Annotated in this window: 18 protein-coding genes and 3 pseudogenes; 10 read left to right on the top strand and 11 right to left on the bottom strand. The window is 55.8% G+C overall.

What is annotated here, in order from left to right; all coding sequences use genetic code 11:
- Positions 1–2: 2 nt before the first annotated feature.
- Positions 3–404, bottom strand: coding sequence for a hypothetical protein (locus EYC95_RS10875; RefSeq protein WP_131060341.1), 402 nt, complete (start codon positions 402–404; stop codon positions 3–5).
- Between the two features lie 134 nt (positions 405–538).
- Here EYC95_RS10875 and EYC95_RS10870 point away from each other — a divergent pair, with 134 nt between their 5' ends.
- Both EYC95_RS10870 and EYC95_RS10865 read left to right on the top strand, forming a co-directional pair.
- Entirely contained in the window at positions 539–973 is a 435-nt protein-coding gene (locus EYC95_RS10870; protein ID WP_131060340.1) for a hypothetical protein, read from the top strand.
- Positions 973–1,377 (top strand): META domain-containing protein, encoded by a 405-nt coding sequence (locus tag EYC95_RS10865; RefSeq protein WP_131060339.1) that lies wholly within the window; start codon positions 973–975, stop codon positions 1,375–1,377. Before EYC95_RS10870 ends, EYC95_RS10865 begins: the two co-directional genes overlap by 1 nt.
- Positions 1,378–1,561: 184 nt before the next feature.
- Here EYC95_RS10865 and EYC95_RS10860 read toward each other — a convergent pair whose 3' ends face one another.
- Complete coding sequence (locus tag EYC95_RS10860) at positions 1,562–2,029, bottom strand: TlpA disulfide reductase family protein (RefSeq protein ID WP_131060338.1); 468 nt, start codon at positions 2,027–2,029, stop codon at positions 1,562–1,564.
- Positions 2,030–2,143: 114 nt separating this feature from the next.
- Between EYC95_RS10860 and arsC the strand changes: the two genes are divergently transcribed.
- The 3 genes from arsC to EYC95_RS10845 are packed head-to-tail and all read left to right on the top strand — an operon-like array spanning position 2,144 to position 3,517.
- Positions 2,144–2,497: an arsenate reductase (glutaredoxin) gene (gene arsC / locus EYC95_RS10855; RefSeq protein ID WP_131060337.1), complete on the top strand. Its 354-nt coding sequence runs from the start codon at positions 2,144–2,146 to the stop codon at positions 2,495–2,497.
- Positions 2,494–3,090 (top strand): NAD(P)H:quinone oxidoreductase, encoded by a 597-nt coding sequence (wrbA, locus tag EYC95_RS10850; RefSeq protein WP_109633953.1) that lies wholly within the window; start codon positions 2,494–2,496, stop codon positions 3,088–3,090. The genes arsC and wrbA overlap by 4 nt, the downstream gene beginning before the upstream one ends.
- A gap of 1 nt (position 3,091) precedes the next feature.
- Positions 3,092–3,517 (top strand): DUF2069 domain-containing protein, encoded by a 426-nt coding sequence (locus EYC95_RS10845; protein ID WP_131060336.1) that lies wholly within the window; start codon positions 3,092–3,094, stop codon positions 3,515–3,517.
- A gap of 90 nt (positions 3,518–3,607) precedes the next feature.
- Here the strand turns inward: EYC95_RS10845 and EYC95_RS10840 are convergent, their stop codons facing one another.
- From EYC95_RS10840 to EYC95_RS10810, 6 genes and pseudogenes are all read right to left on the bottom strand, one after another.
- Positions 3,608–4,282, bottom strand: coding sequence for a DNA-3-methyladenine glycosylase I (locus tag EYC95_RS10840; RefSeq protein WP_131060335.1), 675 nt, complete (start codon positions 4,280–4,282; stop codon positions 3,608–3,610).
- Between the two features lie 134 nt (positions 4,283–4,416).
- A pseudogene (ttcA, locus tag EYC95_RS10835) lies at positions 4,417–5,118 on the bottom strand (tRNA 2-thiocytidine(32) synthetase TtcA); the annotation flags it as partial.
- 165 nt (positions 5,119–5,283) lie between these two features.
- A complete protein-coding gene (gene ttcA / locus EYC95_RS10830; protein WP_131060334.1) occupies positions 5,284–6,177 on the bottom strand; it encodes a tRNA 2-thiocytidine(32) synthetase TtcA in 894 nt (297 codons plus the stop codon).
- A gap of 1,172 nt (positions 6,178–7,349) precedes the next feature.
- A complete protein-coding gene (locus tag EYC95_RS10820; protein ID WP_131060333.1) occupies positions 7,350–8,093 on the bottom strand; it encodes a TraX family protein in 744 nt (247 codons plus the stop codon).
- A 46-nt stretch (positions 8,094–8,139) separates the two neighbouring features.
- On the bottom strand, positions 8,140–9,288 hold the full coding sequence (locus tag EYC95_RS10815; RefSeq protein WP_131060332.1) for a nickel/cobalt efflux protein RcnA: 1,149 nt from the start codon (positions 9,286–9,288) through the stop codon (positions 8,140–8,142).
- A 7-nt stretch (positions 9,289–9,295) separates the two neighbouring features.
- Positions 9,296–9,595: a metal-sensing transcriptional repressor gene (locus EYC95_RS10810; RefSeq protein WP_057387496.1), complete on the bottom strand. Its 300-nt coding sequence runs from the start codon at positions 9,593–9,595 to the stop codon at positions 9,296–9,298.
- 57 nt (positions 9,596–9,652) lie between these two features.
- Between EYC95_RS10810 and EYC95_RS10805 the strand changes: the two genes are divergently transcribed.
- From EYC95_RS10805 to EYC95_RS10795, 3 genes are read left to right on the top strand one after another with little or no spacing between them, the layout of a single operon-like run.
- On the top strand, positions 9,653–10,060 hold the full coding sequence (locus tag EYC95_RS10805; RefSeq protein ID WP_256656945.1) for a hypothetical protein: 408 nt from the start codon (positions 9,653–9,655) through the stop codon (positions 10,058–10,060).
- A gap of 48 nt (positions 10,061–10,108) precedes the next feature.
- Positions 10,109–10,846 carry a HupE/UreJ family protein gene (locus EYC95_RS10800; RefSeq protein WP_131060331.1) on the top strand — a complete coding sequence of 246 codons (738 nt, stop codon included), beginning with the start codon at positions 10,109–10,111 and terminating at the stop codon, positions 10,844–10,846.
- Positions 10,847–10,858: 12 nt separating this feature from the next.
- Entirely contained in the window at positions 10,859–11,494 is a 636-nt protein-coding gene (locus EYC95_RS10795; RefSeq protein ID WP_131060330.1) for a transmembrane anchor protein, read from the top strand.
- A 287-nt stretch (positions 11,495–11,781) separates the two neighbouring features.
- Here the strand turns inward: EYC95_RS10795 and EYC95_RS10790 are convergent.
- A pseudogene (locus EYC95_RS10790) lies at positions 11,782–12,471 on the bottom strand (group II intron maturase-specific domain-containing protein); the annotation flags it as partial.
- A 520-nt stretch (positions 12,472–12,991) separates the two neighbouring features.
- Positions 12,992–14,119 (bottom strand): annotated as a pseudogene (locus EYC95_RS10785) (recombinase family protein); the annotation flags it as partial.
- A gap of 136 nt (positions 14,120–14,255) precedes the next feature.
- Here EYC95_RS10785 and EYC95_RS10780 point away from each other — a divergent pair.
- Positions 14,256–14,483, top strand: a complete 228-nt coding sequence (locus tag EYC95_RS10780; protein ID WP_256656947.1) for an ATP-binding protein — start codon at positions 14,256–14,258, stop codon at positions 14,481–14,483.
- Positions 14,484–14,706: 223 nt separating this feature from the next.
- Complete coding sequence (locus EYC95_RS10775; protein WP_131060328.1) at positions 14,707–15,522, top strand: inositol monophosphatase family protein; 816 nt, start codon at positions 14,707–14,709, stop codon at positions 15,520–15,522.
- 31 nt (positions 15,523–15,553) lie between these two features.
- On the opposite strand, the gene EYC95_RS10770 is transcribed toward EYC95_RS10775, so the two are convergent.
- Entirely contained in the window at positions 15,554–15,763 is a 210-nt protein-coding gene (locus EYC95_RS10770) for a hypothetical protein (protein WP_131060327.1), read from the bottom strand.
- Positions 15,764–15,772 lie beyond the last annotated feature (9 nt).

The following is a 15,772-nucleotide window of genomic DNA, read 5'->3' as shown; positions in this document are numbered from 1 at the left end:
GATCAGGCCTTGGACAAGAGGATCATCAGCCCCAGCCAGCCGAACCCCAACAAGCGTTGCCCCAGCGAATGCCCGCGACGCAGCAGGAACCAGACAAAGAACGGCGGCAGAAAGAAAATCATCAGCTTCAGCCAGAGTTCCACCGGACGCACGCCGTTGGGGGCGGCCATCGGCGCCGCCGTTTCGGCCGGAACTTCGGTTTTGCGTTTACGTCCGAACGCGGCCGGGATCACCCTGGCGACTTTCGCATCTTCTGGCAAACGCCCGAAAGAAAGCGGCGCCTGCACGGGCGCTGCCGTCGAAGTGGTTGCTTGCACCGTTCCCGCCGGTGCACCGCAATGAATGCAAGCAGGCGCCATGGAGCTGATGCTTTGCTTGCACTCAAAACATTCGATTAACGCCATGTCCGTTCCTTAGAGATGCAAAAGCGGCAGTGTGCCATGAGTCGGCCGGTGATTTGAACCAGATCGAAGGTCATCTGCCCACGCCATGCTGCGTGCAGGCCCGTGATAGCATACCGCGCATATTTGGAGGACCCATGGTCGAACACGATTTCCGCTACAACCTGATGAACCCGCAACACACCCTCACCGAATGCCGCGCCCTTGTGCCGGGGCGTTATCAAGTCACCGGCAACGGCGGCTCGATTCGTAATAATGACGTGCTGGTCGTGACCCTCAAGGGTGCCAAGGACTTGTCCATGCGCCTGACCGTGGAAACGGTTCGCCACCTGATCAACCCGCCCGGCCAATGGGTCGCGGTGGCCAGTGGTCCGGTGTTCGGCGAATTGGCGATCCACACCTGGAAAGTCAATTGCGACAGCTGCGCCAAAGAGTTGAGCTTCGAGTTCGCAGTCGACGCCAAACTGGGCAACAAGGCTGAAAAGCCTGCCGCCACCGCGCGGATTGCCGAGTTGGGCTGGACCACCGTTGGCGAGAAGCACCTGTGCCCGAAATGCCAGGAGCCCGCGTGATGAAACGCCTCGCCCTGACCGCACTGGTCGGTGCCAGCCTGCTGGGCTGCGCCGCCGAGCCGGTGAAATTGCAACAAAACCGCAGCTACATTCTGGAATGGATCGGCGAACGTCCGTTGATGGACTACAGCCACCTGACCATTACTCTTGGTGAAGACGGCCGGGCTTACGGCAATGGCGGCTGCAACCACTGGTTTGCGCCGTACACGCTGGAAGGCGACAAACTGAGCTTCGGCAAGATCGGCAGCACCCGCAAAATGTGCCCGCCGGCCGTGATGGAGCAGGAAAAACGCTTCATGCAGGCCCTGGAAAATGTGCAGCGCTGGGATGTTTCGCCGATCGAGCAGATGCGCTTCTGGCCGGCGGAAGGCAAGCCGTTGCGTTGGTGGCTTGAAGAGGGTTGATAACCCCGGCCTCTGGCCAAGTGAATACCTGTGGCGAGGAGCTTTTGTGGCGAGGGGATTTATCCCCGTTGGACTGCGCAGCGGTCCCATTTTTGGGGTCGCTGCGCAACCCAACGGGGATAAATCCCCTCGCCACAAAAGCCCCTCACCATAGAAGCTTCTTAACAACAAGAGCCATACGCAGTCAGTTGAGCGCCTGTAACGCCTCCAGCTTGGCCATCACCCCTGCCGCGGTCTGCTCACCCATCAACTGCTCGCGCACCTTGCCCTTGTTATCGATGATGTACGTCACTGGCAACGCCTCGCTGCGTGGCAACTCGAAAAGATCCGCCGGGTCCGACGCCAGTACGGTGAACTTGATCCCCAGTTTCTCGCTGGCGTTTTTCAGCTCTTCCCCCTGCACATTGTCGAAATTGACCCCGAACACACCGATTTTTTTGTCCTTCAGCTGATCGGCCAGCGCATTCAACTCCGGGATCTCGGTACGGCACGGGCCACACCATTCGGCCCAGTAGTTGAGCACCACCCATTGTTTGTCCAGACGTTCGGCGGCGACTTTGTGGCCGTTCTGGTCGATGCCATAGTCGTTGCCACAGCCCCCCAGCATCAACGTACCCATGATCGCCAATGCCGCTGCCAGTCGTCTTGTCATGTCGTAATCCTTGTTCAAAATTGAATGCGCCTGCGACCCATCGCCTCCCGAGGTTCTGGATTGCGCGCTGCACAGTTAGAATAGCCGCCACCTTACGCAAGATGCGACCCGCACATGACCGATCTGACGCTTTATCACAATCCGCGCTGCTCGAAATCCCGCGGTGCGCTCGAACTGCTGGAAGCCCGTGGCCTGGCCCCGACCGTGGTCCGCTACCTGGACACCCCGCTGGACGCCGCGCAAATCCAGAGCCTGCTGACCAAGCTCGGCATCAGCGCCCGGCAACTGCTGCGCACCGGCGAGGATGAGTACAAAACCCTCAATCTGGCCGACAGCAGTCTGAGCGAGGCGCAATTGATCGCTGCCATCGCCGCCAATCCGAAACTCATGGAGCGACCGATTCTCGAAGTCGGCGACAAAGCCATCATCGGCCGTCCGCCGGAGAACGTGCTGGAGTTGCTGCCGTGAGTGCGCCGTACATTCTGGTTCTGTATTACAGCCGCAGCGGTTCGACCAATGAGATGGCCCGGCAGATTGCCCGAGGCGTCGAGCAGGCCGGGATGGAAGCGCGTCTGCGCACGGTCCCGCCGATCTCTACCGAATGCGAAGCCGTGTCGCCGGACATTCCCGACGAAGGCGCGCTGTACGCCAGCCTCGACGACCTGAAGAACTGCGCAGGCCTGGCCATGGGCAGCCCGACCCGGTTCGGCAACATGGCGGCGCCGCTCAAGTACTTCCTCGACGGCACCAGCAATCTTTGGCTGACGGGCGCCCTGGTGGGCAAACCGGCCGGGGTGTTCACCTCCACCGCGAGCCTGCACGGCGGTCAGGAAACCACGCTGCTGTCGATGATGTTGCCGCTGCTGCACCACGGCATGCTGATCACCGGCCTGCCTTACAGTGAATCAGCCCTGCTGGAAACCCGTGGCGGCGGCACGCCGTATGGCGCGAGTCATCACGCCGGGGCGGATGGCAAAAGCGGTTTGAATGAACATGAAGTCGCGCTGTGCCGGGCGTTGGGCCTGCGTCTGGCGAAGACTGCGCAAAAACTGGGGAACTGACGTGGCGAAAAAGCCGAAGATTCTGCCCTCGATCCAATGGCTCGAACCACGGGTCCGGGCGATGCGGGTGATCAGCCTGCTGTGCTTTTTCGGGCTGGTGGGGCTGCTGTGCGCCTATTACCTGGTATTTGCCGACCTGCACGGCGCGCGGCCATGGGTGATTTTGCTGATCGAACTGGTGCCACTGCTGTTGCTGGCGCCGGGGATGATCATCGGTAGCGCACGTGGGCACTCGTGGATGTGTTTTGTGGTGAATCTGTATTTCATCAAGGGCGCACTGGCCGCGTATGACCCGAACCGGCAGCTGTTTGGCTTGCTGGAAATGGGCGCTAGCCTGGCGGTGTTCTGTTCGGCGCTGTTGTATGTGCGGTGGCGGTTTCAGTTGAATCGCAAACTTGCAGGCGAAGGTGAGATTTCCGTCGCCTGATCTGACGCCTTCGCGGGCAAGCCTCGCTCCTACAACGGCACCACCGTACCTGTAGGAGCGAGGCTTGCCCGCGAAGGGATCGACTCGGTGTTAATGATTCACTGTGTACGCAAGCATCATCGAAATCTGGCTCATCGCCCGCCCGCCACTCTGTTCATGCCACTGGTTGAACACATCCTGCACCAACGCCAGGTCCCGTAGACTGGTTGGCACCTTGTCGACAATCTTCTGCGCATTCAACCCCGCCACCACGTCGTAACTCGGCACAAACGTGTCCTTGCCGACCATGCGCAAGAAGCGCGGCGCCGACAACCCGCCCAATTGATGGCCGCGCTTTTTCAGGTACGTCCACAACCCGACGATATCCGTCACTGGCCAATCGGCGATCAACGCGCCGAAGCTGCCCCTCTCATGCGCCTCGTCCAGGATGAACTGCGCATTGCGCGGCACGCTCTTGAGCTTGCCCAGATGGCGGATAATCCGCGCGTCCTGCATCAGGCGTTCAAGGTGTTCAGCGCTCATCAGCACAACCTTTTCCGGGTCGAACTTGAAGAACACTTCTTCGAACGACGGCCACTTGGCGTCCACCAGGCTGTGCTTGAGCCCGGCGCGGAACACGCGCAGTGCCATGGTCGAGAGGTAGCGGTCGTCGCTGATCTTGCGCAATTGCGCCGGGGTCTTGGGAACGGGCAGATGGGCTTCCAGTTCAGCCGCTGAACCGAAGCGGTTCAGACAGTATTCGTGCAGCCACTTGTAATCGCGCATGCCCTCTCCTGGAGGTTGAAACAAAAAACAAATGTAGAGTGAGCCTGCTCGCGATAGCGGTGTGTCATTCAACGTTGATGTCGACTGACACGACGCAATCGCCGGCAAGCCGGTCTCACTCCTACAGTTTCTGATTAGAGGTTGACCACGTTGACGAACCGCGAAGCGGCGGTTGCGTCGATCTTGAGGCTGGTGAAGTCGAACAGGTTGCGGTCCGCCAGTTGCGACGGTTGCACGTTCTGCAAGCTGCGGAAAATGCTTTCGGTACGGCCCGGGGTTTTGTGCTCCCACTCTTGCAGCATGTCCTTGACCACCTGACGTTGCAGGTTTTCCTGGGAACCGCAGAGGTTGCACGGGATGATCGGGAATTGCTTGAAGTCCGCGTAGGCCTGAATGTCTTTTTCGTTGCAGTAGGCCAGCGGGCGAATCACCACGTTGCGGCCGTCGTCGGCACGCAGCTTGGGCGGCATGGCCTTGAGTGAACCGTTGAAGAACATGTTGAGGAAGAACGTCTCGACGATGTCGTCACGGTGATGACCGAGGGCCATTTTGGTCGCGCCGATTTCGTCGGCAAAGGTGTAGAGCGTGCCGCGACGCAGGCGCGAGCACAGCGAGCAGGTGGTCTTGCCTTCCGGGATCAGCTCCTTGACCACCGAGTAGGTGTCTTTTTCGACGATGTGGTACTCGATGCCCAATTCTTTGAGGTAGACCGGCAGCACGTGCTCAGGAAAGCCTGGTTGTTTCTGGTCCATGTTCACGGCCACGATCTCGAACTTGATCGGAGCGACCTTCTGCAAGTGCAAGAGCACGTCGAGCATGGTGTAGCTGTCCTTGCCTTATAGCCCACGAAATGCCCCCACTAACGCTCTAAAACAAAACAAGCTATTGATTTTAATGAGCATATACAGAAACTTGTCTTTACAAAAAAAGCAAAAAACGTAAATTTTCGCTCCCATGATCCTCAAAAACTTATCCACCCCTCCAAAATTGGTGATGAAACTTTACAAAATCCGGACGATATCCGTCCAATTTTCTGCGCTGGAGGATGAGACCGCTGCTCCTCCGAATTTGTCCGGTGTCCGGGCTGCCGATCTGTCGATGGATAAGCTTGCAAATTCAAACAGGCTACGATCAGCCAACTGTGAAGGATTCACGCTTTGCAAGCTGTGGAAGATGTTTTCCACACAGCCAGGATTCGCTGAGTCCCACTCCGCAATCATAGATTTAATTTTTTTTCTTTGTAGATTCTCTTGTGAACCGCAGAGGTTACACGGAATGATGGGATATGCGTTGTCTGCAGCGATTTTTGCTATGTCTTTCTCGCGACAATATGCAAGCGGCCGGATAACAATATTTCGCTTGTCATCACTGAGAAGTTTAGGGGGCATTCCCTTCAACTGCGCCTGGAAGAACATATTAAGGAATAACGTTTCGACCATATCATCCATATGATGACCTAAAGCCAATTTAGTAGCACCAATTTCTTCTGCGAAACTATAAAACGTACCCCTTCTTAGCCTGGAGCAAAGCGAGCAAGTTGTTTTACCTTCTGGAACCTTTTCCTTCACAACAGAGTAGGTATCTTTGTCAATTATATAGTGCTCAATGCCTTTGCTCCTGAAATAATCAGGCAATATATGACTTGGAAAGCCAGGTTGTTTCTGATCAAGATTCACGGCTACAACTCTAAACTTTATTTGTGCCACCCGTTGCAAGTGCAGCAGAGCATCTAACATTACAAATGAATCTTTCCCACCGCTTACGCAAACCATTATCTTATCGCCATCTTCGACCATTGAATAATCCACAATGGCCTTCCCGACGTTCCCGCGAAGCTTTTTACTACGGAGCTCAGCAGCCTTGCTAGGTTGAGATTCTTTAAGGTCTATTCTCATGTTCAGTGGTCTCTGGTTAAGGTTTTACAAACTACGGTTGTTCCAGAAAAACGTCAGCTGCTCAGGAAACGTCCGCCGATTGCAAAAAATGAGATAACCATATTTTATAAAATTTTAGACGCGGAAATAAAGGTATCTTTCGCTTGTCCCCACTGTTATTACGGTCAGCTCTGAGGTCCGCTGTAGCATTTCTACAGTCAGTTATCGTGGCCAAACCACGGTTAGCCTTCTGTTGGGAGCCTCATTCGGCCTGGAGACGTCCGAGCCACCCTAGCGATGCCTGCGGACTCCCGATGGGCAGGAAACTTAACTGGAAAAATTCCACACGCCAAACGCAGTCGGGTTCGGGCCCGTGGACGCACCAGTGAACGCTTAGGGTCTTCGTCGCATCATGCTCGCCGTCGATGACATCGACACTGTCGCTTCACGGATACAGGCCCGTGGCGCAGAACTCACTGGCCAGATGCAGTACGAAAAATCGAACCAACTTGTCTATATTTGTAGCCCTAAGGGCATCATCGTCGGGCTTGCCGAACAATTCGGTTAAGGGCGGGCTGCTCTCCAGCGCGCACGACAATTAACCTCCAGACACGCGGGCAGCCGCCTAACGCTCTGTATGCCGGCCATCCAGCCGATTGGTGAGCAGGAATGAAGTTCGCATCAAGCTCATTTGCAGTTTGCAGTGCCGTGCCGTACTCACACACAACGCAGGAAAAATGCATTACATGAGCAGTTCCCGCCGGCGCTAGGACCTTTTGGCTCGTAGGCCAGGTCAGCTAATGTTCACGAGCTATTCCGCTGGCGGAGCAATGTTCGTCCCAACCAGAATGTGTATCGAAATTTGCGAGTTTATGTTCCGGACATAATTTCGCTAATTTCCATACACCTCGATGCGAGCCACAATCACAATTTTTTGAGAAGCAGCGGCGGCGCTCCCCCGTTCAGCTAAAGGTCGCCACTCACGCAAAGCGGTTGTGAAGTCCCGTCGCTGATACGCCGAAAAGCCTTCATCGAAACCTGCATGGGCAGTGCCCAACGTAGCAAGCAATACAAGGCAGACTGGGACATGGTGCATGGGTAGCCCTGTTTCGTTCTAGTGCACTATCGATAAATCCTAGTAAAGAACGTCTGACTGTCTCGTCTAGTGTTTTGGAAAAAGTCCTTCTCTGTCATCAGACCAAGAACCGTAGAGCTTGCAGCGCAGCTAGATGACCCGGATAGAACCAGTAGCCCCATTGCCGCACCGGCCAGACCTTGAAGGTGAATGTCTGACGCAGCAGCCAGAGTCCGATCAGGGGAGCGGCAAAAGCATTGCTCAAGGCCAGCAGTGAATAGATGTCCAGGTCCAGCGCTCTGGTCACTATGCTGCTGCGGGTGTTGCTCAACAGGCACAGAACCGCTGACAGCAGCCAAAGAGCACCAGGCCTCCTGACTGCCAACAAAACCGCGGCAGGGACGAATGCCCCGTAGAAGCCATACATCAACGGATCATCCAGCACGTAGGCAGCTGCGGCGGCAATCAACGCCATGGCTCCGCTCAACCAGGTGCGATGCTGCCATCCCCAAGCAATCACCAACCCCAACGCGAGCGTAACCAGCACGTTGAATGACCCCGAGGTGCTGATAGAACGATAAGGCACTTCCGAGATAGCCGCGAACACAAGCATCAATGCGAGGTAGCGACCGTTCGCGACAGTCAGCAATTCGCCGGGACTGGAGCGCGCCACATTGGCCGCAATGGCAACGCAGAACAATGGAAAAGACAGCCGCCCCGGAATGAACAGATTACTCATCTCCGGCCACACCAAGCGCAAATGGTCGATGACCATGGTCAGCATCGCCAGCCACTTGATCAGATCAAGGCTACTGCTTCGACCCTTCAGCGAAGAGTGCTGGTCTGCATGAGTGTCAGTCATGTCCACCCCAGTGTGCTGCGGCCAGATAGCTGGTGAGTTCGAGCACTCAAACGCCGCCTTGTGCACTCAAGCCGATCCAACCATGGATGCCGACGTACAGGCCGACACCGATGATCAATACGCTGGACAGGTAAGGGGCGCGGCGAGCAACGGTGCCCAGCCAAGGCCAACGATTGGAGGCTTGTCTTGCACCAATGGCCGCAGCAGATCCCACAGCAACCAAAGTAATCGCCAAGCCAATGCTGAAGCACAGGACAAGCATGCCACCCAGCGCGACTTCTTTAACCTGAAGACACAGCAACAGAACGGTGATGGCCGCCGGACAAGGAATCAAACCGCCCGTCAAACCGAACATGACGATCTGGCCCGTGGTCACCTCACGATTGGTGAAGCGCTTACGGATATCGTTGGCATGTGCGCGTTCATGCGCATCCTGATAGCCATCAATCGACAACTCCAGACCTTCCAGTTCGGAATGCGCGTGCCCGTGATCATGCTCCTGGAACGCCAGATCGTAATCATGGGAGTGGCCCGCATGCCCCAGACTCAAGCGAGCACTGAACTCATGAGGCTCCGGGATATCGACTGCCGACTCCAGAAAGCCTTCGCGCTCGACGAAAGAGAACGATTGAGTGCTGCCGTCCGGACGAGTCGTCATTAGGCGAACATCCGATGTAGCCCAAGCGTGTCCGGTCAATGTTTTCAGGCGCCAATGCGGTGGCATACCTTCTTCAAAAATCGACAGTTCGATGCGCCCGTGGCCGGTATCGATTCGATGGGTTTCATCATGATGGCCATGGTCATGCTCACCGTGGTGGTGGTCATCACCTTGCTCGAACTGGAACATCTGCTCACCGCGCCAGGTACGCCACAGCATCCAGAGCGCAATTACGATGATCAGTGCAGAGGACGCAAGCTGGAAGTATGACTCAGTGGTTTGAGCGTCCAGACCTTTGCCCAGGTACATGCCGCCGATGGCGACCAACCACACCACGGCGGTGTGCGACAGCGTCGCGGCCAGCCCCAACAAAACGGCCTGTTTAACCGAACCACGAATGGCCACGATGAACGCGGCCATCATGGTCTTCGAGTGTCCGGGCTCAAGGCCATGCAAGGCACCGAGCAAGATAGCGCTCGGGAAATACAGCCAGGCGTGAGTCCCGCCCTGTTGCAGCAGTTCGGCGAAGTTGGGCATGTCAGACCTAGAGGTACTTGGTGATTTGTTTGAAGGCTTCCAACGGTGCGCGCTCGCCATTGTTCAAGGCTGAGACTGTGTCCTCCAGGCAGTGATCAATGTGATCCTGGATGAGCGTGCGCTTCGCTTGACATACGGCTTTTTCGACCGCATGCAGCTGCTGAGCGATGTCCACGCACTGACGCCCCTCTTCAATCATGGTGATGATGCCGCGTAAATGGCCGTCCGCCCGCTTGAGGCGCTTGATGATCGCCTCATGACTTTGGTGGGTATGGGGATGGTTGTGTTCGTGTTCGTGCTCACTCATGACTTGAGCCTCGGGCCTCAATGAATTACGCTGGCATCCTATCCCCCCTAGGAGGATATGGTCAAACGCTTCAAAGCCCTACAAAACGAGTTGAAACCGAACGCTATGTTCAGCAGAACACTGACATCAACGGTGGTAGTCGCCCTTGTTCTCGCCATGTTTGTGGCCTGGGCCGGGCATACCTATACGTTGTCAGTGACGTCGAAACAGCCAGCTTGGGAGATTGCACAAGACGCCCATCACTCCCATGAACAGCAAGCCGAGATGTCGTGTGCAAGCTGCTCGGATCACTATCACTCTCCTTTGACCCCTGACCATCAGCACGAAACGCCACAGCTCACCTCCGCGTTGAGTTTGGCTGCGCAGCCGAAGCTCTCTATGCGAGTCGATGCGCCACGCTATTCCGTTCCCCGTCCGCCGATTTTCTTGATTGAGCGGCCACCCCGTCCTTCGTTCGCATCCTGACCATGACCGCGCAAGCGGCCCACGATCACTACAACGTAGGATTTATTCATGCATTCGCACTCGATGAGCGGCGTTGACGCATTTACTGCGCCTTCGCGTCGCCTGCTACTGCTGCTGTTTTTATTTGCCGCAACCCTTTTCCTCGGGATGCCCGAGGCGATGGCTCACGCCGTCGCGGAAGGTGACAAGGGCTTTATCCAGGAAAGCTCCGGCGTCATGTTGCTGCCCTTCATCTACATGGGCGCCAAGCACATGATGACGGGCTACGACCACTTGCTGTTTCTGTTCGGGGTGATCTTCTTCCTCTACCGCCTGAAAGATGTGGGGCTCTACGTCACGCTATTCGCCGTAGGCCACTCGGTCACGCTGCTGCTTGGCGTGCTGACCGAGATCAGCATCAGCTCCTACATCATCGACGCCATCATCGGTTTTTCGGTGGTGTACAAGGCGCTCGATAACCTGGGCGCGTTCCAGCGCTGGTTTGGTTTCCAACCCAACACCAAAGTGGCCACGCTGATCTTCGGCTTGCTACACGGTTTTGGTCTGGCGACGAAGATCCAGGAGTACGAGATCTCACCTGATGGCCTGATTCCGAATCTGATCGCCTTCAACGTTGGTGTCGAGATCGGCCAATTGCTGGCCCTTAGCGCGATTCTCATTTTGATGGGGTATTGGCGGCGCACCGGTAGTTTCTGGCGCCATGCCTATACCGCCAACGTCGCCATGATGAGTGCCGGTTTCCTCCTGATGGGTTACCAGATCACCGGCCTGTTTGTCTCTGCGTAAGGAATTCTGACCATGTTCAATACTCCGCTTCCAACTGTTAATGAATTGCCTAGCACTCGCAAACTGGTGCGTTCGACTGTCATTGCACTGCTGACTGCGGTCGGCCTGCTGGTGACCGTTGTCATGCCTTCGGAATACGCCGTTGATCCAACGGGTGTGGGCCGAGCACTGGGACTGACCCAGATGGGCGAACTGAAGATCATCCTTGCCCAGGAAGCTTTGGCAGATGCCGCGCCACCTCAACCAGCAGCTCCAGCTCCGCGGGTTGCGCAAGTCCAACCTATTGTGAAACCTGTTGCTCAGCCAGTGGCGACACCTACCTCAGCTCTGAAGACGAATCAAATGAGCGTCACGCTCAAACCAGGTGAAGGGACAGAAATCAAACTGGAAGTGCTGAAGAACAAGACTGTCAGCTATGAATGGACAGCGGTTGGTGGGCCTGTGAACTACGACACCCATGGCGAGCCTTACAACGGTGAAAAGGGTTACTTCCACAGCTACAACAAGGGCAAGCAGGTCAAAACTGATAAAGGTGAATTCACCGCCATTTTTGACGGCACCCACGGCTGGTTTTGGCGTAATCGCAGCAGCAATGATGTGACCATCTCGCTGAAAGCGACCGGCGAATACCTGAGCGTCAAACAGTAATCGCAGGAGAGAACTGTCCTATCAATTGGGTGCGGATGGCAAAGCCCTTCAACCGAAGACTCAATTTCATATTATTCTGGAAAAATACGCATGAATACTTCAGTAACGTTGTTCCGTTCGCTACTTTTGATTTGCTTTCTGGGCCTGATAACCGCATGCAGCGGTGGTGAGAAAGGTGTGGAGTCTGAAAACGCTGGTCATGGACACTCGCACGAGTGATGATCGAGTAGGAGGCGGATTTACACCCGCCGTCCTCTCACCGTACGTACGGTTCCGTATACGGCGGTTCAGGCTATGCGGCTAAGCCGGTTGATCGTATCCAGTATCGAGACCAACCCGAGTCGGTCCCACAGCTTCTTCGGCAACGCCTGATTCATATGGGGCGCTCCCGAGTTCCACCATGGGCCTCGGCCATTGACTGCCGATTTCCACGCCCGTGCCTCATTGAGTCCCAAACGTATCAAGTTGCGCGCCCTCGCAGAGGGCCGCTTCCATTGACGCCAGACGACACAACGGAGCTTGTGCCGCCCCCAGCCATCCAGTTCCTCAAGTGGCCGCTTGCTCTGACTCAGCTTGAAGTAGCCAGCCCAACCGCGTAGCACGGGGTTTATCCGCTCGATGATATTCGCCATCTTGTGACCCCGCGCTTTACGTAGCAGTCCTCTGAGTCGATCGCGCGAACGACCTAGACTCATCGTCGCCACTCTCAGCTTCGGTTGCTGATGCCAGCTCATCCCGTAACCCAAGTAGTCACACTTCCAAGACCCGGCAACTCGGCTCTTGTCCCGGTTCAGCGTCAGTTTCAGGCGCTGATTCAGGAAGCGCTCAACACTCCTCATCACTCGTTCGCCAGCACGAGGGCTGCGTACATAGATGTTCGCATCGTCGGCATAACGCACGAAGCGATGACCCCGTCGCTCCAGCTCGTAGTCGAGTTCGTTGAGCAGGATGTTCGACAGCAACGGCGAGAGTACGCCGCGTACGATCTTGCATACTTTTCTCTCCGACGTCTGAGCCAGGCGAACTTTCGCTGGCGTTGAATCCAGGATCTGGGTCAATCCGGAACACCACCAAAATTTCGTCCTTGTGAATTTCGACGCGTTTGACCAGGCCGCGAATGATCTCGCGTTTTGTGACGAAATCCACGGTGCCCAATCGGTCATGGACAGCAGCGGCAAACTCTTCGAGACGATTAATGACCAGAAACAGTTCGCGTTGACCCACCTGATGACGCCGTAACTCCTGAATCTGCTGATCAAGCTGTTCCAGACGGCTCTTCAAGTGCCGCATCTTCGGATCAAAATCCGTTTTATCAATCATGCCTTCGGCATAGCTATCGATGAGTCGCGACTTGCCTTTCTCCAGCTGCAGTCGTTGTCGTTCCAGTGCCGCGGTATCAGGATTTGTTTTTTCCTTTTCTTCCAGGACACCCAGCCGGCGTTCATATTCACTCTTTAGCCTTCCGGGGTGGGCGAGCAGTTCAACAACTTGCTGCCACACCAGTTCATCGAGACGGTCCGTTCGTATTTGCTGATTGTCACAGATGCGTTCGCCACCAAAGCGATAGGCATCGGTTCCAATGCAACGATAGTAGGCATAGTCCCGACGTTGGCCTTTGGCCGCTGCCTTGCTGACCTTTTTACCGTAATAGGCGTAGTGACAATGGCCGCAAACGGTCAAGCCCTGAAGTAGGTAAACAGCACCATGGCGGCGCTGACGCGCTTTTCGATTCTCGGCAAGTTGCTCTTGAACCGACTGAAACAACCCTTCGCTGACGATCGCCGGGACGGGTATCTCGATCCACTGACTCGGATCCGTACGTACGGTTGAACACCCCTTCCTGGGCACCTCGGCACTGTGACGTTGTGCGCGTATCCGAGGTAAACGATCACAAGCTTGTGTTTTGCCGAAAGCAGCTCGGCCTATGTAGGCTGGGTTTTGTAATATCCCCCACACGGTACTGCGATCCCAATACGGCTTACCTGAGGCGGTCACGGTGCCTGTTACCCCAAGGCGACGCACCACTTCGCCGATGCTCAGTCGCTCCATCCCAATCCATTGAAAGATGGCTCTGACCGTCGCGGCTTGTGGCAATTCAATGACGTACTGTGCGGGTGCTCCATCAAGCTGCTTGCGAATATAGCGATAACCGTAGGGCGCAGTCGACAGCACATTGATGCTGCCGCGCTTGGCCCCATGAAGCTTGCCGCGACGATTGCGTTCCATAATTTTGGCCCGTTCGTACTCCGCGATCATGCCCTGCATCTGCAGCAACAACGACTCTTCCGGCGTGACGCCAATGGCATGATTGAGGAACACGACCTGCACGCCGCACGCCGATAGTTCTTCCATCAGCAAGGCTTGGTGGGCATATTTTCGTGACAGCCGGTCTGGGGACAGGACATAGAGACGATCCACCAGGCCGAGGGCAGCCCGGTCTCTGAGCCGCTCCAATTGTGGACGAATCAGCGTCGCGCCGCTGACGCCTGCGTCGACAAATCGCATGTCCTCAGCAACGTGGACACCATCGGCCACGATCCGCTCTGTCAACGCAGCAATCTGGCTTTCAATCGTGCCGCGTTTAGCCTGCTGGTCAGAAGATACGCGGGCATAGAATGCCACCATCACAGCCTGGCTCATTGCTCACCTCGCTTGGCGGTACGATGCTTCTTCACAGAGGGCTGAGATGGCGACAATTCTGAGGAAGACCGCGTTTCGGTCGGCTTAAGCTGCTCGTAGACCCTCTCGAGCTGATCTTGGTATCGGCGGAATTGATGCGCAGCTTGGACCTTTCCTCCTGGATGTCATTGATCAACAGTCTCAACACGGCTCGTTGCTCATCACCAGCCAATATCCGAAGGAAAAGTGGTATGACTTGTTTGCTGACCCAACGATTGCGGACGCTATCCTTGACCGGATCGTACACAAGTCTCACGTTATTCAGCTCAAGGGGGAATCTATGCGCAGGGTCAGAAGCCGCAAGCGCTGAGACTCTCACCAAGCGTGAAGTTACGGTGGGTGGTTAGCGCGTCGACGGCACTGTGACTGGTCATGTCCAATGCAACTGGTCAAATCGAATGCAAACGCCTGGTCAAATGCCATGCAACTAGTTGTTCGAAGCACTATTTTATGTAGCGAGGCGTCTCGCCTAAGTTCGCGCGCCGCTGCCTTGGAGGCATTCCTTGAGCGGTTCATCAATCTTATGGAGCGATATGGCTAACCCAAATCTTTCAGAGCTTCTCGCTCAAGTAACCGAGCTTGTTGAACGCGCAGGCGTTTTGCTATCCGAAGAGTGGAATCGTCCGGATGGACCTCGTGGCCAAGGTGACAAGGCCGTGATCGATGTGGAAATTGAAGAGATATTGAGGCCTGAGCTTCTCAGCCTACTTAGCTGCGATTTTTGGGGTGAAGAGACGGGGCACGTCCTCACAGGGCATGCTTGGTGTTGGGTTGTGGACCCTAACGATGGCACAAGTGACTTTTTGAGGGGCTTGAAGGGGTCTGCTATATCGGTGGGACTACTGCATAAAACTATCCCGGTGCTGGGGGTTGTATACGCACCCGTGACGCCTGAGGGGATACCCGACTGTATCGGTTGGGCGGAGGGTGTCCCCCAGTTGATTCGCAATGGCCAATCAGTAGATGTGCGTCTTGCGGATAAAAAGCTTTCGAGCGACAGCACAATCATGGTCAGTGCTGCGGCGGTGAATAAACCGGAGCTCAACCGAGAGCTGTGTGCTCCAGGGCGTTTTCATGCAATGCCATCAATCGCATACAGACTGGCAAGAGTAGCCGCCGGCGACGGTGTATGCGGTGTCTCGCTCTACGCTGTTTCAGCACATGATGTTGTAGCTGGGCATGCGCTGTTAAGAGGTGCCGGTGGTGTACTGCTGGACGAAAATGGAGTCACCATCCGCTATGCGACTGAGGCCAATATGGCCACTGTATCGCAGCGCTGCTTTGGTGGATCACCTTCCGCATGTCACGAATTAACAACTCGTGAATGGGATCGAGTCCTCCGAACCTAGCGTCACGAAAAAAAATCAGACGAATCAAATTTTAGAAAGCTTCCGGACCAGGCTCAACGCCAGTAAATGTGATTTCCACTGGCTCACCTTCACGCTGCCACGCCAACTGATAGACAAGCCATTGGTGCTCACCCTCACAGCGATCTGCCACGAGCAACAGGGTCCATCCTGCCGTGAGTAATCGATTGGCGTTTTCTTCGCTGCGGGTGCTGATCAACATTTTTGTCTGCTCGATGCCCACGATAAATGA

Source organism: Pseudomonas sp. BGI-2 (assembly GCF_004310295.1).
In the GTDB taxonomy this organism is placed as follows: Bacteria; Pseudomonadota; Gammaproteobacteria; order Pseudomonadales; family Pseudomonadaceae; genus Aquipseudomonas.
This window is presented reverse-complemented; position numbering and strand designations above follow the sequence as displayed.